This window comes from Negativibacillus massiliensis, from assembly GCF_900148495.1.
Classification (GTDB): domain Bacteria; phylum Bacillota; class Clostridia; order Oscillospirales; family Ruminococcaceae; genus Negativibacillus; species Negativibacillus massiliensis.
Map to the genome: position 1 here is coordinate 1,039,586 of NZ_FTRU01000008.1, position 22,424 is coordinate 1,062,009.

A 22,424-nucleotide genomic window follows, 5' to 3' on the forward strand; every position below is an offset into this window, starting at 1 on the left:
CTTATCCTTTTATCCTTTGATCAGACGGATAATGTCGTTAAAGGTAACAAACAACATCAGACCCATCAGCAGGAACAAACCTGCTGCATGAACATATCCCTCATATTTTGCCTGAACCGGTTTTCCTCTCAGAAGCTCCAGCAGCAAAAACATCAGTCTGCCTCCATCCAGTGCCGGCAGCGGCAGCAGGTTAAATACACCAATGTTGATGGTAATGAATGCTGTCATCAAAAAGATGCTGGAGTAATCCCTAGTAGAAGCAACTTCGCCGATCATCTGGGTTACACCAACCGGTCCAGCGAGCTGGTTCATCTGGAACTGTCCGGTAATGAGCTTTCCAAAGGATACCCATACTTCCTTCACAACACCGGTAGTCATATACCAGGATTCCTTGAGCACCAGAAGCGGTGTCTTTTCTTTGCCTGCAACCTTAAAATCCAGCTGCACAATGGTCTGGCCTTCTACCTCTTCGTAGGCAAACGGAACATCTTCCAGTGTGATGACCTCTCCGTCCCGGCGAACGGTAATCTGTACCGGATCGGTTCCAACGTCCAAAAAAGCATAGATGAGGTCGTTTGCTGTATGAACTTTATAATCGTTGATCTTGAGGATTTCATCTCCCAGCTGCAGCTGTTCGCTGCTGACTGCGGACGGGTCAAAGTAGCTGATCTGTGTGCTGCTGACAACCGGTCTGGAGCACACAATTCCCAGCATAATCAAAAATCCCAGAATCAGGTTCATGGTTGCTCCGGCTGCGATTACCAGGATTTTCTGCCATGGCTTTTTGTTGCAGAATGCCCGATCATCCGAGCTTTCCTCGTCTTCGCCTTCCATCGCAACATATCCCCCGATTGGAAACAGTCTCAGCGTATACTTGGTCTCCCCTTTTGTAAAGTGGCACAGCTGTGGCCCCATACCGATGGAGAATTCCGGCACGCGGATGCCAACTGCCTTTGCCGTCAGAAAATGGCCCAGCTCGTGGATCATAATAATGACGCCAAAAATTAAAATTGCCAACAGAATCGTTACAATCAGGTTCATCAAATCCCTCCGATCCTCTATTTTTATTTCCAGATTATCTGGTGAATGTTTCCCTTACAAATTCTCTTGCCTTCCGGTCAGCTTCCAGCACCTCTTCGACACTGTTGTAATCCCCAAGATCGAAGTGATCAAGCGCCTGTCTGACTGCGTCAAACAAATCAAGATAACCAATTTTATCCTGCAGGAAAAGGGATACTGCTTCTTCGTTTGCACCGTTTAATACACAAGGATACAGTCCTCCGCGCTTTGCTGCCTCGATGCAGTCAGCAAGACAGGTAAAGGTCTCAGTATCCGGCTTTTTAAAGGTGAGGTCTCCGCAGGAAAGCAGATCCAGATGTTTTGCCGGAGATTCATAGCGGTGCGGCCAAGTCAGCGCATACTGAATTGGAATCATCATATCCGGTGCACCCATCTGTGCCATCACCGAGCCATCAACATACTCCACCATCGAATGAATGATGCTCTGCGGATGAACCACAACATCAATCTTTTCCGGCGGCATGGAAAACAGCCACATTGCTTCGATAAACTCCAGACCTTTGTTCATCAAAGTGGAGGAATCAATGGTGATCTTTGCTCCCATGCTCCAGTTTGGATGCTTGAGTGCCTGCTCCTTTTTGATCCCTGCAAGTTCACTGCGGGTCTTTCCGTAGAACGGACCTCCCGAAGCGGTGATAATCAAGCGTTTTACACTTTTGCTTTCATTGCCCTGAAGGCACTGAAAGATTGCGGAATGTTCGCTGTCAATTGGGGTAAGCAGCACACCTTTTTTCTTCACCAGTTCGGTGACCAGTTTTCCGCCCGCAACCAGTGTTTCCTTGTTTGCCAGTGCAACATTGTTGCCTGCCTCAATTGCGCAGACGGTAGGCTTTAATCCTGCAACTCCCATCAGTGCATTGATAACGGTATCCTGCTGCGGGTCGGACGCTACTTCCAGCACACCATCCATTCCCGAAAGAACGGTTGTTGCAGTGTCAGAAACAGCCTCTTTGAGCTTTTGTGCGGCTTCCATATCTGTCAGCACAGCTTTCTCCGGATTAAACTGCCGGATCTGCTCCTCCATCAGCTTCCAGTTGCTGTGCGCTGTGATTGCTTTGACACGATAACCCATCTTTTTGCAGACGGTCAGGCTCTGTGTTCCAATGGAACCGGTCGAACCCAGAATCGAAATTATCTTTTCCATTTCATCCCTCTTTTATCCGGCAGGTCAATATACTTGTGTTAGTATAACATATATTTTTTGCCGTTTTGTTAAAATCCAGAAAAAAATATCCCTATTCCAGCTTTTTCCGATAAAAAATCTCTTTTTCTGAAGGAAAAAACTGTGTGGGAACGTTTGATATCATGTAGAAATTGCCCTTTACACAGAAAGGTGCTTTTCTATGAGAAAAATTCTCTAAAAAAGCACCTTGACAATTCCTTATGCTACATAATGCATTTGCTGCACGATGCAGTTGCTGCCCTACGCAACAATTTGACACACTGGAAAACACAGTGTGGTCGCATAGATAAACGGCAATGTAAACAGAACGCTGTCAAAGCGATCCAGCACACCGCCATGTCCCGGCATAATTTTTCCAAAATCCTTGATTTGGAACTGGCGCTTAATCATTGAAAAGCTCAGATCTCCCAGCACGCTGATCAGCGAAGCAAAAGGAGAAATCAGAATTAAGCGCAGGAAATTTACATCAATGATAACTCCCATCGCGGCACAAACTTTTTCATAACAGAACGCTGCCAGAAGATTTAATACAATACAGGTTATAAGGCCACCAATCAGCCCTTCCACCGTCTTGTGCGGGCTGACCAGAGGACAAAGCTTGTGCTTGCCAAAGGCTTTTCCTGTAAAGTATGCACCGGTATCACTGAACCATGCACAGAACAGAGCAAGCAGCAGGTAGAACATTCCCAACGCCTGCCCGTTATTATCCCTTAAATAAATTGCCGCCGAAAGAGACAGCGGGATTCCAATGCTCATCATGAAAATAAGCGCAATATCTTCCACCCGGGTATCCTGGTGAGTGCGAAGCAAAATTAAAAACAGCAGCGCAATGTATGGCAGCAGAAACACCGGCAGCAGGTTCATTTCCCTCTGCATCGGAACAAAAGGAAATGCGGCAGCTACCAAATATGTTACTGCTGACAGAAGCTTGTTATGGTTGATTTTGGTTGCCGTTAAAAATTCATGCATCGCAATCAGGGCAATCACCATGATTGCCAGATTCAGCACGGGAGTCTGGAAAAAATTGAGCACAATAATCAGCAGTATGATTCCAACAACAGCAGAAATCACTCGTGTTTTCACGAAAACCTCTCCATTCATCTTCCTGATTTTATGACTGGATAATTTCAGAATATGTTGTCTACCGCAAAGATATTCTTTTCATCCATACACAATCCACAGTTATATACCGCCAAAGCGTCTGTGTCTTTGATTAAAAATCCGAATTGCTTCCTCCAAATGCTCCGGTTTAAAATCAGGCCAAAGCACATCCATAAACACAAATTCCGAGTAAGCCGCCTGCCAGATCAGAAAGTTTGATAATCTTTCTTCTCCACTTGGACGGATAATCAGATCCGGATCCGGCTGCCCCGCAGTATAAAGATGATCGCTCACCATCGCTTCATCAATTTCCTCCGGAGCAATCTTTTGCTCGCGCACCATTTCTGCCAGAGCACGCATGGAATGGACCAACTCATGTCTGCCGCCATAATTAAGGGCAACATTGACAAGAAGTCCACTCTTTCCCTCTCCCAAAGCTTCAATTCTCTTTATTTTTTCCTGAAGAACAGGACTCAAAGCGCTCATATCCCCAATAAACTTGGTGCGAACGCCATCACTTTCATTTTTATGATCGAAGGCTTCATCAATATACTGCTCCAGCAGCTGCATGATCGAATCCACCTCATCTTTTGGACGTTTCCAGTTTTCGGTAGAAAATGCGTAAACGGTCAGATAATGAAGACCGATCTTATCACAGTATTCCACAATCTTACGAAACGCCTTTGCTCCTTCCCGATGACCATATTTGCGCGGCAGCGCTCTTTTTTTTGCCCATCGACCGTTGCCGTCCATAATAATGCCAATATGTTCAGGAAGATCCTCTCTGCAAGGCTGATTGTTTGCCATCCTTGTTTTCTCCTATCTTTTTAAAAAGCCAGGCACCGCAAAGCGATGCCTGGCGCTGCACTGTCTGCGGTGCCGTCTTACAGGGACATAACTTCCTGTTCTTTTTCTTTTACTGCTTTTTCGATCTGTTTTACGTATTTATCGGTCAGATCCTGAACATCCTTTTCAGCATCTTTCAGATCGTCCTCAGAGATTTCGTTTGCTTTCTTCTGAGCTTTCAGTTTATCTACTGCTTCACGACGGATATTGCGGATTGCAACCTTTGCACTTTCGCCATCTTTGGAAACCTGTTTGCACAGCTCTTTACGGCGTTCTTCAGTTGGAGCTGGGAATACCAGACGAATTACGGAACCATCATCAGTTGGGTTGATACCGATATCAGAAGCCTGGATTGCTTTGTTGATCAGTTTCAGTGTGGATTTATCCCATGGCTGAATAACCAGAGTTCTTGCATCAGAGGTAGAAATAGTAGCAAGCTGCTGGATTGGAGTAGCTGCACCATAGTAATCAACGGTTACACGATCCAGTACAGATGGAGAGGCTTTGCCAGCACGGATAGTGCCAAATTCTCTGTACAGGGAATCGAGGGTTTTATTCATTTTTTCTTCGATCTCTTTATACTGTGCTTTCATAAATTGCCTCCATTCTGCCGAAAACGGCAAAAAAATTTATCAGATTCGTTATTTTACAAGCGTGCCGATGTTTTCCTGTTTTACTGCGCGCAGAATATTGTCCGGATCTTCCAGGCTGAACACCAAAACTGGAATCTTGTTGTCACGGCACATGGAAAATGCAGTCATATCCATAACGGCAAGCTGTTTTGCCAAAACCTCGTCAAAAGAGATGGTCTGGTAGCGAACTGCGTTCGGATTCTTGTGTGGGTCGCTGTCATAAACGCCATCAACCATGGTTGCTTTCAGGATGATCTGCGCATCGATTTCTGCTGCACGCAGAGCTGCTGCAGTATCGGTGGAGAAGAACGGGTTACCGGTTCCGCATCCAAAAATTACAACCCTGTTTTTCTGCAGGTGACGAACTGCACGGTTGCGGATATAAGGTTCTGCAACCTGCTGCATTGCGATTGCTGTCTGTACACGAACATCACAGCCAGCCTGTTCCAGTGCATCCGCCAGAGCCAGCGAGTTCATAACGGTTGCAAGCATTCCGATGTGGTCTGCTCTGGTGCGGTCCATGTCTCCGCTGCTGCGGCCTCTCCAGAAGTTGCCGCCGCCGACAACGATCGCGATCTCTGTTCCAAGATCATAGATTTTCTTGATGCTGGAGCAGATTTTGTGGACAGTTTCGTTATCCAGTCCTGTTTTTTTGTCTCCTGCAAGAGCTTCACCGCTGAGTTTGATAAGCACGCGCTTATACATATTTTTCACTCCCAATATATTTTCCCGGGTCTCTGCCCTGTTTGACCGTCCTGTCGGACAGTTTCGTTCAGAATCTTACTATATCTCCTATTTTACCGTAACTTTTTCCCGATGTAAAGACCCTTTATCCCTTATTACAGAAATAATGTCTAAAAACAGCTCTTTTATACAGAAAAATTCCGTATAAAATTCCTGCACAGAAAAACAGGGTACAAGCCCTGAAAAAACTTGTACCCTATCTTAAAACAGTTTTATCAACTGTTCTTATTTCATCATGCTTGCAACTTCGCTTGCGAAGTCGTCAGCTCTCTTTTCGATACCTTCGCCTTTTTCGAAACGTACGAAGGAAACGATTTCGATCTTGCCGCCGAGTTCTTTTGCTTTTGCATCGGTGTAAGATTTGATGGTCTGGTCGCCGTCTTTGATGAATTCCTGATCGATCAGGCAATTTTCTTTGTAGAATTTCTTGATTCTACCCTGAACCATTTTTTCAGCGATAGCTTCTGGTTTGCCTTCGTTGATAGCCTGAACTTTGAGGATTTCTTTTTCTTTTTCGAGAACTTCAGCAGGAACTTCTGCTTCGGTGAGGTAGCTTGGGTTTGCAGCAGCAACCTGCATTGCAACGTCTTTGCCGTATTCTGCAAAGCCTTCTTTGTCAGCTACATCAGTATCGAATTTAACCATAACGCCGATGCTGCCGCCTGCATGGATGTAGGTAGCAACTGCACCTTCGTAACGAGCGAAACGTCTGATCTTGATGTTTTCGCCGATGGTCTGGATTTTTTCAGTTGTCAGTTCAGAGATAGTCATCTCGCTGCCAACTGCTTTGCATGCGTTGAGTGCATCAACGTCAGCAGGATTTGCTTCAACAACAGTTTTAGCGCAGGTGTCAACAAATGCCTGGAACTCAGCGTTCTTTGCAACGAAGTCTGTTTCAGCGTTAACTTCGATTACAACGCCAACTTTCTTAGCTTCATCAACATATGCTTTAACAACGCCCTCAGCAGCGATACGGCTTGCTTTTTTAGCAGCAGCAGCCAGACCTCTTTCGCGGAGCAGTTCGATTGCTTTGTCCTGATCGCCGTCAGCCTCTGTCAGTGCTTTTTTGCACTCCATCATGCCGCAGCCAGTAATTTCACGCAGTGTTTTTACGTCCTGAGCTGTAAATGCCATGTCAAATTCCTCCAAATTAAAATTGAGTCCGAAAAAAAGTCCCGACAGGACATCCCTTTCGGAAAAACTCCCGGCAGAGGGATCTGTCGGGAGGTATTTTTCTTTATCCGACGTTAATTATTCAGCGTCTTTTTCTTCTTCGTCAGCAGCTTCTTCAGCGTTCTGAGCGCCCTGTCTGCCTTCGATGATAGCGTCTGCCATTGTGCCAGCAATCAGTTTTACTGCACGGATAGCATCGTCGTTACCTGGAATTACATAGTCGATTTCGTCTGGATCACAGTTTGTGTCAACGATAGCAACCAGCGGAATGCCCAGTTTCTTAGCTTCAGCAACTGCGATTCTTTCTTTTCTTGGGTCAACGATGAACAGTGCGCCTGGCAGCTTGTCCATAGTTTTGATACCGCCGAGGTATTTTTCGAGTTTTTCGATTTCGAGCTCGAGTTTACCTACTTCTTTCTTTGGCAGGCGATCGAAAGTACCATCTTCCTGCATTTTGCGGAGCTGTTCCAGTCTCTGGATTCTGCGACGGATGGTCTTGAAGTTTGTCATCATACCGCCCAGCCATCTAGCGTTAACATAGTGTGCACCTGCACGCTCTGCTTCTTCTTTGATGGATTCGCCAGCCTGTTTTTTGGTACCAACGAACAGTACGTTGTCGCCGTTAGCAGCTACATCGCGAACGAACATGTAAGCTTCTTCGAGTTTTTTAACGGTTTTCTGCAGATCGATGATGTAGATACCGTTTCTTTCTGTGAAGATGTATCTTGCCATCTTAGGATTCCATCTGCGGGTCTGGTGACCAAAGTGTACGCCTGCTTCGAGCAGCTGTTTCATAGATACTACGCCCATGTTAAAGTCCTCCTTAAGGTTAAACCTCCGTCTCGAACGCTTTACCGGAATTCCGAAGAATATTCACCAATGGGCCGGTGAACATCCTGCCCGTGTAAAACACAGGTTTGCCTGTCGGCACCATCCGGTCAATTCGAAACGTGTGTTATTAAGATACGGCAGAGCTTTCCTGCTCTTTTTTGCCGTTCCCGAACATTATACCAGAGGATTTTTAAAATTGCAAGGGATTTTTCGGCTTTTTTAAAAGGTTTTTTACGCTTTTGCCGTTGTGCACCTATCCTGTTTTCATTTTGCCTTCTTTTTGTCTGAGCTAAACAAAAACTAGCCTCGCAGACGCCTTGTTTTCCTTGTATGGGAAGGTCGGCAGGTGACCAGAATGGTATCTTCCCCAATCACCTCGATATCCTCCCATGGAATGACCGTATCCTCTTCCCTGCCAAGCAGTCCGAACAGACGATATCTGCCGCGGATGACAATGGCAGTCAGCACGGCATTTTGGGTATCCAGCTCCACATCCCCGACAAAGCCAAGTCTGACCCCATCGCTGGAGCTGATAACATCCTTATATTTAAAATCGTTGATGCGGCATATCATACCCGTTCACCTGCCTTTTTCTCTGATACACTTTATGCAGGATAGCAGTTAGATAGAACGCACTATTTTGTGTGTACGTCAATAAACTTGGTCTCGAGCTTGGAGTAAACGATCTTCTGTCCGCTGTATAGTCCGTAATAGCCCGAGAACATATAGCCGATTGCGCTGGCAATTCCAAAGAAGATTACGCCGTCCCCGCCAAACAGTTCAACCGCCAGAGTAAAGGAAGCAACCGGACAGTTGATGACACCGCAGAACAGTGCGATCAATCCCACTGCTGCCGCAAAAGATGGGTCGAGTCCGAGCAACGGGCCAACCACGCAGCCAAAGGTCGCTCCAATAAAGAAGGTCGGAACAATCTCGCCGCCCTTAAATCCTGCTCCCAGCGTCACTGCTGTAAAGAGGATTTTCAGCAAAAAAGCACACCAGTCCGCTTCCCCAGCCATGGCGCGGGTAATAACATCCATTCCGGCACCGTTATAATCTCTGTTTCCGACCAGTAAGGTCAGAAGAATTACCAGTACACCACCGACAGCTGCCCGAAGAGCTGCATTGCTGATATATTTTTTATAAAGCTTTCCTGCTGCATGCATGCTGATGCAGAAAATTGCGCTGAGCACTGCACACAGGATGGACAAAACAATGACCTGTACCGTAGAAGCAAGTCCCAGCTGCGGTACGTTCTGAATCACAAATGCAGTCGGAGCCACTTCAAAAATCTGTGCGATTCCATAACCGATCAACGCACCCAGCACACATGGAACCAGTGCAGCATAGTGCATAACGCCGACACTGACTACCTCAATTGCAAAGATGGTCGCAGTCAGCGGTGTTCCAAACAAGGCTGCAAAACAGGTACTCATCCCGCACATAATCATCATCTGGTGTTCCTTCTGGTCAAGGTCCATCCAGTCAGCAAGTCTGGCTCCCATACTGCCGCCAATCTGCAATGCTGCGCCTTCTCTGCCTGAAGAACCGCCCAGCAGGTGGGTGATAACAGTGCTGATAAAGATCAGCGGTGCTGTACGCATCCGCAGCGGATGCTCCCCACGAACCGCCTCAATGATGGTGTTTGTACCCATGTCCTTTGCCATACCGCTTTTTTGATACAGCAAAGCAATCAGCACACCACCCAACGGAAGCAGATATAAAAGCCACGGAAACTCTGTCCGAAGTTCTGTCGCCTTCTCTACCGAAAAGTGAAACAAAACACCCATCACACCGACGATGCTGCCCACCACTGCCGCAAGCATCAGCCATCGCACAAAAAAGACTGATGATTGATAAAATATCTTTGCTACTGTACGAAGCTCTTTCCCTTCTGTCATACTCAGCACCTCTTATTCTCTATTCCGTCAACTCTGATTCCTCTTGTTCCTGATCGGGTTCTGATTTCTGCTCTGTTTGCCATTCTGGAACTAATGTTTCATTTCCCATTTCCACCAAGGTTTCTCCCCGCACAATCGCCGCAAAACCATTTTCTGTATCCCAGGTGCAGGAAAATGCCGCCGCAATGGTATTTTGATTTGGGTTAAATACAATCCTTTTTGGATACAGCAGTGCTGAAAAATCGTTTTTATCCAGAACGTTTGGCATCTCTGGAGCGTTATCTGCCATGGTGTGTCCATACTCCAGCTGCATGATCGGGTAACGGTCAAGCAGTGCTGTCATCATGACATCCAAAGCTGCATACTGCTGGGTCAGCAGTTTTTCGCAGGCAATCTCCGCTTCTTCTTCACTCTTCACATCAGAGCATACCAAAAGCGGGTAGCTGTCTTCTGCTTCGAAGAATCCTTCCCAGTCCCGCAGACGAACTCTTCCTTTCCATCCTTCCTGCACTGGTTCCAGTACAGACAGATTTGTGCGGATATCAAATGCTTCCTCTGGATTTTCTCCTTCTTCCAGATCTACAAACCAGACTACCAGCTGACAGACTCTGCCCTCTTCATCCTGTCCCCAGTATACCGGATACTGTCCTTCTCCCCATCCGGTCTGGAACATTGGGATGCGGTATGACGTTCCCGGAACGGTCCAGTTTAAAAAGCTGCCACCCTCGTTCTGGATTTCCGGAGAAGAGATTCTGCTCTGTTCAAATAAAGGTCCAAAATAGTCACTGTACAGTCTTCCATCTGGATGTTCTTGCCGCCACTTTTCTACAAAAGCACAGAATGCCTGATGACTTAGTTCATCGCAGATACATCCCAGACCGCTTTCACTGAAAAAGCCATAAAAGCCGCCGTCAAAGCTTTCAATCTCCTCTTCACCGGTCAGTGCCTGCTCAAAATGCACTGCCGGACGATAGTTAAACCGAAGCCGCACCGCAAGATAAAGAATATCCCCATCCTCTGTACGGGTAAAAGCGACTTCCAGCGGATAGATTCCCACCGGTGACGTCACAAAATAGGGAAGTTCCTCCCGATTGGATAAATAACGGATTGGGTCACGAACCAGCAGTTCTCCGCTTGGAACAGAACACATTCCAATCCGCGCCACCTCAATGGAATTTCCTGCGATTCGAAGTTGTGTAAAATATCGTTCCAAATCTACCTGACTGCTTAATCCCGGCCTTTTTTCCACCCATTGCCGAATCCATTCCCTGTTCGGAATCATGAACATTCCTCCGTTTTATTCTAAAATTCCTTTTCCATCTCAAACTGCCTTGTCAGCTCTTCAAATCCAAGATCAGCCAGCAAAGACAAAAGTTCTGTTTCTTTCCGATCAATATTTTTTACCGTAAAGCCTGCAAAGTTTGACATCAGGTGTTCCAGCACTGTTTTTAAGTCTTCTTTACCACGGTAACCAACATAAACAAGATTGCCGTTATTTGGCGTGAACACGCAAAAAGCTGACACCTTGTCATCTTGCTCAAGATACATTGCCTGATATAATTGCGGATTTGCAGTTAAAATTTCCATACTGTGCTCATAGCAAGGTTTCGGGCAGTAGCACTTTGTGATATCCAGTTTTACAAAGTCACTAAAGCTCACTCTCTCAACCTTTTCAGAAGACAAATTCAAAAGATCAGTCGGCGAGCGCAAAACGGAAAATTCCCTTGTTTCCTGAAACCCCTTCTTTTGATACGCCGAAATTGCCTTTGTATTTTCCTGTAAGACTTCCAGATAATACCTTTGATATCCTGATTTTTTCAGTTCCTTCCATGCATACTCAAAGAGGTCGCTGAAAACCCGCTTTCCTCTGTGGGCTGGTACCACTCCTGTTCCCGCATCAAAGACAACCTTTTCTCCACTCTGTACACTGCATGAGTTAAAGATAAAGCCGACAAGCTCATCCTGACAAAAAGCTCCGAAAGAATATTTTTTGTCCACACAGCTCTTGGTAAAAATTAAGCGGAGTATCTCCTCCGTCAGATGCATCGGCAACTCATAATCAGAAAATGCCAGATTAAAACATTCCGTGATAATCTGATCAGAAACATGTTCCAGTGATTGATATGTATACATATTGTCTATTCTCCCATCTGCAAAGACAAGCAAAACGCCTTTTCCTGTAAGTTCTGTTATATTTTTACAGGCACAAATCAAGTATATAAAAGCTGCTTTTCCCTGTCAAGACAGCTTTTTCAGTTCTTTTCCTCTCCACCCAAAAAAAGGACAGCCTTCCGCCGTCCTTTTTCTTTATTCTGTATACAGTTTTAAACCGACCAAAAGACAACCATCAATGTACGGCATGTTGTTTTCATTTAAATAGGAAAGAAGCGCCTCATCGGAAGCACCTGGTTGGATGACAATGCATTTAAAATTCTTTTTGCATTCCTGTAAAAGTTTAAGTCCCTTCACTGGATGGATACAAAGGTCAATAATATCAATATCATCTGGAATATCGTTAATGGAGGCAAGTTCTTTTCCTACTGCATAAACGGTGTATCCTTTTTCCAACAGAGCATGTTTAATTTTATAGGCATATTTTTCTTCATTTAAGGTGTCGCCCAAAACAGCAAAGGTATGCTGCTGCATGATTTCCTGTAAATCCATTCTCTTTCTCCTTTCGTTAGTCAGGGGATGTGTTTTTCTGATTTTATTATAACAAAATATCTCTTTTCGTCAATTGTCTGGATTTTATTTTACAAAAAACAAAACAGCGGCCACACACAAGGTCGCTGTTTTTAGAAAAATCATTTGTGCGGGAAAACTTTTCCAAACAACAAAATACTTTATTCTTCCATCTGCTTTCCCAGAAATCCGGCTGCTGCCTGAAGCAGTTTTTCTTCTGCTTCGCTCGGAACATCCTGTTCCCCATCGTTTAAGAAAAGGATTGCACCGCAGACATCTCCTGCTGAGATGATCGGGTATGCAACCAGAGCTGTTTTTTCCACGCCTTCCACCGGAAACAGCTTATTGCCATCATTGCCCAGAACAAAGCTCTTTCTCTGCTCAATCATTTCTTCCAGAGCCGGGGAAATCCTTCTCTCCAACAATTCCTTTTTCGGCACACCGGAAACCGAAACCACATGGTCGCGGTCGCAGACAAGAACCGGCTTTGCCGTTGTTTTATGGAGGATTTCGGCATACTGTCCCGCAAAGGAAGAAAGTTCTCCAATTGGGGAATACTTTTTAAAGATAACTTCTCCATCGTTGCTTGTAAAAATTTCCAGAGGATCACCTTCCCGAATGCGCAGTGTACGGCGGATTTCCTTTGGAATAACCACACGTCCCAGATCGTCAATCCTTCTTACAATACCAGTTGCTTTCATATCAAAATCTCCTTATCCGTTTCTATGATTTTGCTGCACTGTTATTGTTTGCAGGATACGGGAAAATATGCATAATTTATTTTTCTATCAATTCTCTTTGATCTCTACTTGCTCTCTTAAAACTTGTCGTCTTTTTTATATATTCCCATGCACAAAAAAAGCAAACATTATTTTTAGAAAATTCCAGAATTTTCTTCTCACACACCCCATTATCCCTATCTCTCGGTACTGAAATCGATTCAGATAATACTTGACAGGATTTTAAAACACAAAGCTTTCCTGCTCTATATACATCGAATAGTGCAACATTTTATTTTAAAATTCAATTCCTTTTCTTGCTTTCTGTCCACAGGAATATGGATGTTTAATTGGATTAATTTCACTGACATAATCTGCAACATCTATGAATTTGGGCTGTGGGTTTCTACCAGTTAGGACAAGCTCTATTTTTTGAGGTTTCATTGTAATAATCTGATCTGCCAGGTTTCGATCTAGCAGATTGTATTCATATGCCGCATTAAATTCATCAATAATCAACATATCGATTGTCCCACTATTCATTAATTCGTATGCTCTTTTTAGAAGTACATTATGGCATTGAATTAATTGTGTTTTTGTATCATCGGACATTTTAAAAGTAAAACCATAATTTTTATTACTTCTATCCACAGATATATTGGGAATAAGTGATAAAGATTCTAATTCAGAGGTTTTTCCCCCTTTTAATAATTGAACAAAGTGTACTTTCATACCGCTTCCAGCAGCACGTAATGCAAGTCCAAGGGCTGCGGTAGTTTTTCCTTTTCCATTTCCACAGTAAATATGAATTAATCCCATAGTTACCTCCCTATTATCGGTCATATTACTTTTCATAATTCTCCAAGTAATTATCGATTTCTTCCAAGTTCTTTTTCCAAATTTCTACCTGATCATCTCTTATTATTTCAACACTTCCTCCCTGAATCTCTCCATTTCCGCCACTTACTCCTTCCATACATCCCTCAATAGCCAAATAATTATCCTGTAATTTTTTCAGCAATTCATTATCTGGTCTCCATTTTCCTCTAGCCTCTAGTTCAAGAAATCTCCGTGCTATTTCTTCTGCTGCATACGAATTATTCTCTAGAAGCCATTTCCGCATCTTTTCATCATTTATATACGTTTCGACCAACTGATCTAATATTTGATCCTGCACACAGCCACTAGTGCATTTTACGTCAAATACATTTTGAATTCGATGCATCATTTCAGAAGTACCTGTGTACAAATCCTCCATTGTACTATCCTGCCACGAAGCATTTAATAAGGTTTGCTGAATATCTTTCTCTATTTGCTTTTCGAGTGTGCTGGTGGTAATTACAGTATTACGTTCACTCATGCTTTGGTATTGCCGAATTTTTTTCCCACCAATTGTTTCCGCTACTATCTTAAAAGCACCATGAACTTGTAATCCAAAACCACAAGCTAATGTATCCATTCTACGGGAAGAAGAAACATCGCAGCTCAAATCAATATTTTTTGTATTCTGCACAAATTCTTTAATACTTTTTCTTCCATCTAATTCTTTTCCATATGCAAAAGCTGAAGACTGGATAAAATATCTTGCCAAATCCTTTTCATTCTCCCAAGCACTAGCTTTTAAAGCAAGATCTATTCCTGCACCAAACGCTCCAGGAGGATCGCCAAATATACGAATCGTGCGTGCACGTTCTCCTAATTCTCCACATTCTAACTCCATTTTATGAATATTGGCAAGAATGAAGTTTTCTTCCTCTGTTTCATTTAAGGAGGATACCAACAACACAGCTTCATCCATTAAAGTAACAGCATCTGGCCATGTGTCACGCATTACACCTGAAATTCGAAGTGTAACATCAATTCTAGGACGTCCCAGCTCCTCGATTGAGATTGCTTCTAAACGGAGAACACGGCCTTTTTGATCCCAAATTGGACGAACCCCTAAAAGATATAGAAACTGAGAAAGCTGTTCTCCGTGTGTTCTTGCAATATCCAGAGAAATCATATTCATAGCAATTTTTTTAGGATATTTTCCCTCATCTGTTTGATAAGACTCAATCAGCTGATTTGCTAATATGACTCCTCTTTCATATGCAGCTGGGCTGGGGATTTTGTCCATATTCATCATGAAGAAATTCCGACCCGTAGGTAAAATTTTTCTTCCATTTTCATCCGGCATGCCACCTTCTGAGGAAGGGATAAATTTTCCATTTAGTGCTGCAATCATTGAATCTTCTTCCTTGCATACACATTGTAGTTTATAATAAGTTTCTCTAATATCTAAACTTACGGGATCATTTTTCTCTTCATCTTGTAGTATATTTTCTATAAAATCATGGATTCGGCGCTGATATTCATATTCACTCTCTTCTTCACTCTGTTGAAAAATTCCATCCCCATATAATAATTCACATAAATAGTTTACTGCCTCTTCATCTTCAGGATTTTTTCCAAAAGTGTGTAACTTTGTTATCTTTCTACCTTCTGCACAACTCAATAAAGATGATCTCACAAGTTGAACACCATCATAAAAACTATCCGCGGAATCTACAAGTTTTTGAAGAGACGGACTGGTAGATAAATGATGTATAATTTGTTCCCGCAAAGTTTCCTCCTGCGCATTTTGGAGTTGATAGGATTCGCAATACTCGTTTAATTTGTCCATTAAGCGGAGACTTTTTTCATCAAACCCACTGCTGCTAGCAGGATAATAACTTAATAAAACTGCGTTTGACCGGCGCTTAGCAATAGTTCCTTCTGACAACACACCTGCATGATACGGATATAGATTGGGAAGAGATCCTACTACAGCATAAGGCCAACATTCTTGACCTAAACCATTTCCTTTTCCAGGCAAATATTCCAAGCTACCTTCTGTTCCCAGATGTATTATTGCGTCTGCCTTCAGAACATCTTCGATATATCTATATGTCGCAAGATACTGATGTGTAGGCGGACAATGTGGATCGTGCAGAATCCGACAAACTTCCCCTGTACATTTTGCGCCATAGCATCCCCGTTTTGGCTGAACCATAATAGTAAGATTACCAAATTGTACTCCTGTAATAATTAAGTCATCACCCTTTACCATACCTTCTCCAGGAGGTGTACCCCATGAATCTAACATTTGTTTCTGCATTTCAGGAGTTAGTTGGTGGAAATAACTCAGATATTCATTATGAACCGGCATTTTATAAAGACAACCGCCGCTTTCCAATATATCTTCTACACTTGTCCATCGAAAATCAGAAAACGCTTTTTTCTGTAAAATAATATTTTTCAGGGCTTCACCGCTTTCTGGAATGTTTTCTATTTGATAGCCTTCCTGATTTAAACGATGCATTAGGGAAACAGCACTTTCAAATGCATCCAATCCAAAGGCTTTTCCAACTGTAGCTTCCACCCCGGAACACACAGAATTGTGCAATACAAGAGCAAGTTTCTTTTCATGATTAGATTTTGTTCGCAAGGCTGCCCATTTTTTTACCCGACGCGCAAAAAATGCTATATTCTCCTTTTGTGCAATCATTTCTTGTGTTTTTTGATCTCTACCTCCCACTAAAACCGGTTCAATCATTCCTGCCATTTCTGGATTAAGATAGGCAGATTGCAGTTCCATTGCTAAAGGGTTGACATTTTCTTTCCATTTTGCCAGATCCGTAAAATAGCTGGAAATAGGATGAAACACCGGAATATCAATTTTTTGAAAAAGGCGCACAGAATTTTCTGCTATACTTAAACCATTTTGTGCTTTAATCAGATGCATTTGAAAATTAATGAGACCTTGGATAAACAGTTGTCCGTTTATGGAAAAATAATGCTCGACAATCTCTTCAAAATCGTAGCTCTGAACAATTTCACTTTTTTCTCCAGAAGAAAAAACGGGAATGACTCCGATATTTATTTGATTCAGGGCCTCTATTAGAGAAGTCTCTACTTGTAAATTTTGATTCAGCCATGAGCTCCGATGACTCAGCATTCCTACATAAATATCAAACTTTTTATCCTGAGCTTCCAAAAATGAAGAAATATCATAATATACCTGATTATTAACAAGAGAATAAATTCCATCAAATGGCATTTTTATAGGTTCCAGAGGGATGGGCGCAGTGGGATCTTCAAAAAGATATTTTCGAATATATGCCATCATTCTGAATACATTTTCTTCCCCGCTATAAGACTGATATTCGTTAATCCTTGTAACATGTTTTGAATCTACACTTCCACGATTTAACAGTATTGCATCAGCTCCTATTGGTAAGGCACAAATATTTGTGGGAAGTATTTTAAAAAAATCTTCCAATTCTTTATCCATTCCATGGCTACTGAATAATAATAATACCACTTTACTATTCTGAGAAGCCATTTGAATATCCTTCAGTATTTCCTGTTTTTTTTGTGGAGTATCCATCATAGCAGAAGTATAGGTACGTAATTCAATTTTCTGCTTATGAGCAGCTTGTTTCCATATTTCCGAGCCAAAGCTACAACACAAATCATAAAGTATCATATTTACTCGTCTCCTTCTAAACTTCCTTCCATTTCCAAATAAATTTTTTGCAACATTTCAATTTTATCTTCACTTGCATCCCACATTTCTCGCTGTGCAGCTTCAAGCATACGTTCACTCATTGCATGAAGAGCCCATGGATTTTCCTGCTTGATCCATTCTCTTAGTTCTCGATTGTTGAGATACGTTTCATAAACAGAATCATACATATAATTTTCTATTATATTACTTGTTGCATCCCATCCAAAGATAATATCCACCATAGCGGAAAATTCCTGTGCTCCCTTAAAACCATGTTGTTTCAGACCTTCAATCCATTTAGGATTGTTAATTCTTGCCCTCATAATTCTTGCAGTTTCTTTCTGAATATTTTTGGTGACAACATGTCCTACATCTGCAGCATTGGTAGAATAAGAAGAAGGTGCGATGCCTTTTTGAGATTTTACAGCACTAATAAGTCCTCCGTGATAATTGTAAAAATCATCACTGTCCAGCATATCTGCCTCACAGGAAGATATGTTTTTCACTGTTACATCACATGTAGATAATCTGTGTGCAAACAGATCTTGTACCTTATCCCCATGCATTTTTCTTGAATAGCCATGACCACTCCAAGTAATATAAGCCTTACCTAAATCATCACTGGTTTCCCACTTCTTGCTATTGATTAGAATATCAACACCTGCACCATAAGTACCGGGAGGACAACCAAAAATACGCAAAGATGCCTGATCATAAGCTTGTTCGTAATTCATGCCTGCTTTCACAAACTGCATCACATCATTCTCAATATGTTTTTTAATAAAGTTATACTCATGCTCCTCCTCCAAACTTGCGACCATATTCACAGCTTCATCTACTAACTCAATTAAATTAGGGAAAGTATCACGGAATAATCCACTAATTCGCAACGTAACATCGATTCTAGGACGGCCTAATTCTTCTAACGGAATTACTTCCAATCCAATTACTTTATCCGTTTCCCCTAACCATACCGGACGTATTCCATATAAATACAAAATTTCTGCAATATCATCTCCATTGGTTTTGATCGTTTCACCCGAATATACAACAATAGCAATGTTTTCGGGAATTTCCCCTATTTCTGCCTTATGCGTTTCTAATAACTGATTGGCCAGTTTCTTTCCTGTTTCCCAAGAGGAGCGAGTTGGAATTTCAGTAGGATCTGTGGTATAAAAATTTCTTCCGGTCGGAAGTATATGTGCGTTTCCACGGCTGGGAGCTCCGGAAGGTCCTTTTTTGACAAACTTTCCGTTTAGTCCATCCATAAGAGAATGGATTTCATCCACAGTATTTTCCAAACGCGGATAAATTTCTTGTTTTACAAAAGTCATGCATCGATTTAATTCATCGTTTTGGGACAAATCCATGGCTTCTTCCTCTGCAACTTGCTGAAGTACCTCTCGTATTTTCTCTACAGCATATGTTTGTGTCTGCCACAACAGGAAAATTTTTCTGCCAATTTCATCTACCCGTTCCAATTTCATTGCATTAGTCACACCGGTTCCATCACAAATTTGAGGAAAATCCAGAAGATTATCCAAATTCCATCCCATCATCTTGCATATCCCATGTCGAAGAGAAGGAACATGTCCGTTTTTCACACGAACCAAAAGCCGCAGCATATTACGCAGCCGTTCCTCTTTTGGAGCTATCCCAAAAATATGCAGTCCATCTTTGATTTCTGAAGACTTGATTTCACTCACCCAAAGATGAAGCTTCTCTGCGATTTCTTCAAAATTTTTTTCGAAATCTTCTTGTGACAGATGTAAGTCACAATCCAAATGAAGTTTGCAAGCAAGTTCTTGTATTTGTTTAGAAATTGCACAGGTTTTTGTATTTCCATTTTGTTTTGCATGATAATATTTCGCTAATAATTCATCAATAACCGCAATGTCTCCATAAACTCCTCCTTCTGACATAGAAGGAATAAGATGATCAATGATACATGCAGCTGTACGCCTTTTCGCCTGCGCTCCTTCCCCTGGAACATCAATAATATAAGGATACAAATGAGGAAGAGTTCCAATAGCAATATCTGGATAACATGTATTAGAAAGTCCAATCTCTTTTCCTGGCAACCATTCGATCGTGCCATGTGTCCCAACGTGAATCACTGCGTTTGCACCAAATATGTACTCCAAGTAACGATAAAAAGCTATATACTGGTAAGGGCAAACAAGATCAGTAGAATGATAACACTCTTCTGCTTTTTCTTCGTAAGCACGTGGTGGCTGTAAGCCAATCAATATATTGCCGTTAATAATACATGGAACCAGAATTTTTTCACCAACGGCCATAAACTCTCCCGGTGCTTCCCCCCAGTCACGTTTGAGCTCTTGACATACTTTTTCTGGGAAATCAGCAAACCATAGTTTCCATTGTTCAGGATCTATAGTGGCTTCTGCTCGATCTAGAAGTTCTTGAGAAGATAAAAACCTTCCATCATTCGTAAGACCCGATGTGATTTTTTCGATAATTTCTTTTCCACTGGAAAAATCATAGGAAGTAGTATATCCCTGTTTTTTCAGTGCACAGAATATTTCATAAATTGACTCTGGGGTATCTAATCCATATGCACAACCAATCATGTCTGCCCTTGGTGGCATATTATGAAGAATAATTGCAACTTTTTTGTCCTTGGAAGGAATTTTAGAAAGTTTCGCCCAATTTTTTGCCAGTTTAATAATTTTTTCTGCTCGTTCCGGAATAAGTATAGGCTTATCCTTGATACCAAAAGGAGTCTGTACCTGCTCCGTACATGTCATGGGGACAGACATAATTTGCCCGTCAAACTCCGCTGTGTACACATTTCCTAAATACATTGGATCCATACCTCGAGTAGATTCTACCCACTGCTGATAAGAATAGTTTGTATGCAAGGCATGAATTGCTGGAACACCTAAAATCTCAAAAATACTGTCTTCTACTGTTTTTTCTCCGCAGCCAGGAGAAGATAAAACACTTAATGAATGTCCAGTGGTAATAATCATGCTTTGAGGTACAGAACAATTATGCAACATCATATATTTTTTCAAAGCTTCTCTTAATCCACCATATTTTCCATCAGATGAAGGCATAATACTGGAATACATAATAACAGGTGTACATCCGTTTTTTTGTATCAAATCATATAGTTGATCCAGATGCTCTGTATTTCCTGATTGAATTGTCTGAAAATGAGTCAACACTCCCACGATGGGCTGTTGGCTCAAGGAAATTTGATTCAAATATTCCTCATCGGACATTTTTTCGGGTTTACGATAATAGCCATCCCGAACAGGTATACAAACCTCTCCATAAGAACAATCTATACCTGCTACTTTATTTAACAGGCAACGCCAAAAGTTCTCCCTGTTTTTCTCTCCTCCGGCTTCCAAATAACTAAGCAATTTTATAACGGTTGTTTGAGGTAACATACATCTGCAAGTCATTTCTTCCATTTCGGACTCTATAGAAGAATAAAAAAGATATGGTTTTTTACCTTGAAAATACTCTTGAAATTTAAGATATTTTCTAAAGTATGCCATACTCCCGTGAAAATTAAAGACCAAAAAATCAGCTTTTACGGTCTGTTCCATGCACTCCTCAAATATATCGTCATCTTGGTCAACATCTATCGTATTATAAATATCCAATACAACATCTTTGATCTCTTTTTGCACTATCTCAAAAGCTTGTCTGAAATCACAAATCGGTTGTTTTCCCTCAACAAGTGCCACAATTCGAAACATAATTCTTCTCCTTATTATTAAAAAACAGAGCGGGCTTTCCCAAGCTCCCGCCCTGTTTTTTGTACACCTATTTTTCTAATTTTACATAGTAAGTGAGTGTTCTGTCTGCAAACGTATCAGGGTAAATTGCTGCTGCTAAATCTGCTGCCATAATTTCTGATTGGTCAATTCCAATCCAAAAACTCTCCCCATACTGATATACTCTGTCATTCTCGTATGCTTTGCACTCACTTAACTGTGGAAATGCTTCCATTACACCTTCCATTCCATTACAATAAGCTGGTGTTGAGGTATAGATAATAACATCTGCATCCTGAATACACTCAAAAGCTGCTTCCATTGTCAAAGTACCTTCTGGCATTCCACTAAAGGCGTTGATACCACCCATATCAGATAACATTGTACCAACCCAGCTATTATCGGAAGTTCCGTATACAGCACCATCATAGACGCTAAACACAGCTACTTTTGGTTTTTCCAGTCCTTCAATTTTAGATTTTACTTCATCAACAACTTTTTGAGCATTATTCATCACTTCATTTACCTGTTCATCTGCATTAAAGAAAGTAAGAATAAATCTCATCCACTCCATTCGAGCTAAATAGTTGCTCTCCATGTATTCATTATCTACAGCATAATTGATCCCCAACTCTTCAAATTTTGCAATTTGATTGGTTTGTGGATTTGAACCTGTATACAAAAAGACAATATCTGGATTCAAAGACTGAATCAATTCATAATCAGGTTCTCCCATGGAAGCTCCACCAATATCAACAATACTTCCATTTTCCAGACCTTCTTTTATCGCAGGAATACCTGCCCATTCATCAACACCACCGGAAACACCAGCAATTGCTTCGATAATGGCACTATCATCTACAGCACGAAATGTACAAACTTGTGTAGAAGAAAGAAATACCGCATTTTCTACTGGCGTACGGATTACAATACTATCCGTATATTCCGCTGGAACTTCTTCCATTTCTTTTGGAACAAGAATTAATTCTCTTCCCTCTCCATCAATCACTTTTTTAATTCCGTCTTCCAAAAGCTCAATCGAAAAATTCGGATCATACAAATTCTCTACAAATGCTGCGGAAGATTCATTTGATTTTGATTCTTCCGAAGTGGTTGTTTCTGTTTCAATTGGAGTGTCAGAGTTGGATTGGTTCTGTGTATTTTGAGTACAACCAGAAAAAGCAGTTGCAGCCAATACACAGGACATCAGCAAAGCCAGTAATTTTCTTTTCATTTTCATTTTCTCCTT

18 protein-coding genes are annotated in these 22,424 nt (G+C 41.9%); all 18 read right to left on the bottom strand.

Going from position 1 to position 22,424, the window contains the following annotated elements; genetic code table 11:
• Positions 1–9: 9 nt before the first annotated feature.
• Positions 10–1,041, bottom strand: coding sequence for an RIP metalloprotease RseP (gene rseP, locus BQ5375_RS10860; RefSeq protein ID WP_022132267.1), 1,032 nt, complete (start codon positions 1,039–1,041; stop codon positions 10–12).
• 34 nt (positions 1,042–1,075) lie between these two features.
• Positions 1,076–2,224 (bottom strand): 1-deoxy-D-xylulose-5-phosphate reductoisomerase, encoded by a 1,149-nt coding sequence (locus BQ5375_RS10865; protein WP_022132268.1) that lies wholly within the window; start codon positions 2,222–2,224, stop codon positions 1,076–1,078.
• Between the two features lie 279 nt (positions 2,225–2,503).
• Positions 2,504–3,346, bottom strand: a complete 843-nt coding sequence (locus BQ5375_RS10870) for a phosphatidate cytidylyltransferase (RefSeq protein WP_022132269.1) — start codon at positions 3,344–3,346, stop codon at positions 2,504–2,506.
• A gap of 99 nt (positions 3,347–3,445) precedes the next feature.
• Positions 3,446–4,171, bottom strand: coding sequence for an undecaprenyl pyrophosphate synthase (locus BQ5375_RS10875; RefSeq protein WP_076917919.1), 726 nt, complete (start codon positions 4,169–4,171; stop codon positions 3,446–3,448).
• A 77-nt stretch (positions 4,172–4,248) separates the two neighbouring features.
• Positions 4,249–4,803: a ribosome recycling factor gene (frr, locus tag BQ5375_RS10880; RefSeq protein WP_022131676.1), complete on the bottom strand. Its 555-nt coding sequence runs from the start codon at positions 4,801–4,803 to the stop codon at positions 4,249–4,251.
• 48 nt (positions 4,804–4,851) lie between these two features.
• Positions 4,852–5,556 carry a UMP kinase gene (gene pyrH, locus BQ5375_RS10885; protein ID WP_076917920.1) on the bottom strand — a complete coding sequence of 235 codons (705 nt, stop codon included), beginning with the start codon at positions 5,554–5,556 and terminating at the stop codon, positions 4,852–4,854.
• A gap of 255 nt (positions 5,557–5,811) precedes the next feature.
• Positions 5,812–6,720 (bottom strand): translation elongation factor Ts, encoded by a 909-nt coding sequence (gene tsf / locus BQ5375_RS10890; RefSeq protein ID WP_022131678.1) that lies wholly within the window; start codon positions 6,718–6,720, stop codon positions 5,812–5,814.
• A gap of 117 nt (positions 6,721–6,837) precedes the next feature.
• The gene (rpsB, locus tag BQ5375_RS10895) at positions 6,838–7,569 is read right to left on the bottom strand and encodes a 30S ribosomal protein S2 (RefSeq protein ID WP_022131679.1); all 732 of its coding nucleotides are present in this window, start codon (positions 7,567–7,569) and stop codon (positions 6,838–6,840) included.
• A 321-nt stretch (positions 7,570–7,890) separates the two neighbouring features.
• Positions 7,891–8,163 carry a YlmC/YmxH family sporulation protein gene (locus BQ5375_RS10900; protein WP_076917921.1) on the bottom strand — a complete coding sequence of 91 codons (273 nt, stop codon included), beginning with the start codon at positions 8,161–8,163 and terminating at the stop codon, positions 7,891–7,893.
• A gap of 62 nt (positions 8,164–8,225) precedes the next feature.
• The gene (locus BQ5375_RS10905; protein ID WP_076917922.1) at positions 8,226–9,491 is read right to left on the bottom strand and encodes a chloride channel protein; all 1,266 of its coding nucleotides are present in this window, start codon (positions 9,489–9,491) and stop codon (positions 8,226–8,228) included.
• A gap of 19 nt (positions 9,492–9,510) precedes the next feature.
• On the bottom strand, positions 9,511–10,773 hold the full coding sequence (locus tag BQ5375_RS10910) for a DUF4241 domain-containing protein (protein WP_076917923.1): 1,263 nt from the start codon (positions 10,771–10,773) through the stop codon (positions 9,511–9,513).
• A 20-nt stretch (positions 10,774–10,793) separates the two neighbouring features.
• Entirely contained in the window at positions 10,794–11,624 is an 831-nt protein-coding gene (locus BQ5375_RS10915; RefSeq protein ID WP_076917924.1) for a GNAT family N-acetyltransferase, read from the bottom strand.
• Positions 11,625–11,798: 174 nt separating this feature from the next.
• The gene (locus BQ5375_RS10920) at positions 11,799–12,155 is read right to left on the bottom strand and encodes a CoA-binding protein (protein ID WP_022132493.1); all 357 of its coding nucleotides are present in this window, start codon (positions 12,153–12,155) and stop codon (positions 11,799–11,801) included.
• Positions 12,156–12,334: 179 nt separating this feature from the next.
• Positions 12,335–12,874 carry a stage V sporulation T C-terminal domain-containing protein gene (locus BQ5375_RS10925; protein ID WP_022132494.1) on the bottom strand — a complete coding sequence of 180 codons (540 nt, stop codon included), beginning with the start codon at positions 12,872–12,874 and terminating at the stop codon, positions 12,335–12,337.
• A 315-nt stretch (positions 12,875–13,189) separates the two neighbouring features.
• Complete coding sequence (locus BQ5375_RS10930; protein WP_022132495.1) at positions 13,190–13,711, bottom strand: cob(I)yrinic acid a,c-diamide adenosyltransferase; 522 nt, start codon at positions 13,709–13,711, stop codon at positions 13,190–13,192.
• Positions 13,712–13,736: 25 nt separating this feature from the next.
• Positions 13,737–17,402, bottom strand: coding sequence for a cobaltochelatase subunit CobN (locus BQ5375_RS10935; RefSeq protein ID WP_076917925.1), 3,666 nt, complete (start codon positions 17,400–17,402; stop codon positions 13,737–13,739).
• A 2-nt stretch (positions 17,403–17,404) separates the two neighbouring features.
• Positions 17,405–21,157: a cobaltochelatase subunit CobN gene (cobN, locus tag BQ5375_RS10940; protein ID WP_076917926.1), complete on the bottom strand. Its 3,753-nt coding sequence runs from the start codon at positions 21,155–21,157 to the stop codon at positions 17,405–17,407.
• 67 nt (positions 21,158–21,224) lie between these two features.
• Entirely contained in the window at positions 21,225–22,409 is a 1,185-nt protein-coding gene (locus tag BQ5375_RS10945) for an ABC transporter substrate-binding protein (RefSeq protein ID WP_022132498.1), read from the bottom strand.
• Positions 22,410–22,424 lie beyond the last annotated feature (15 nt).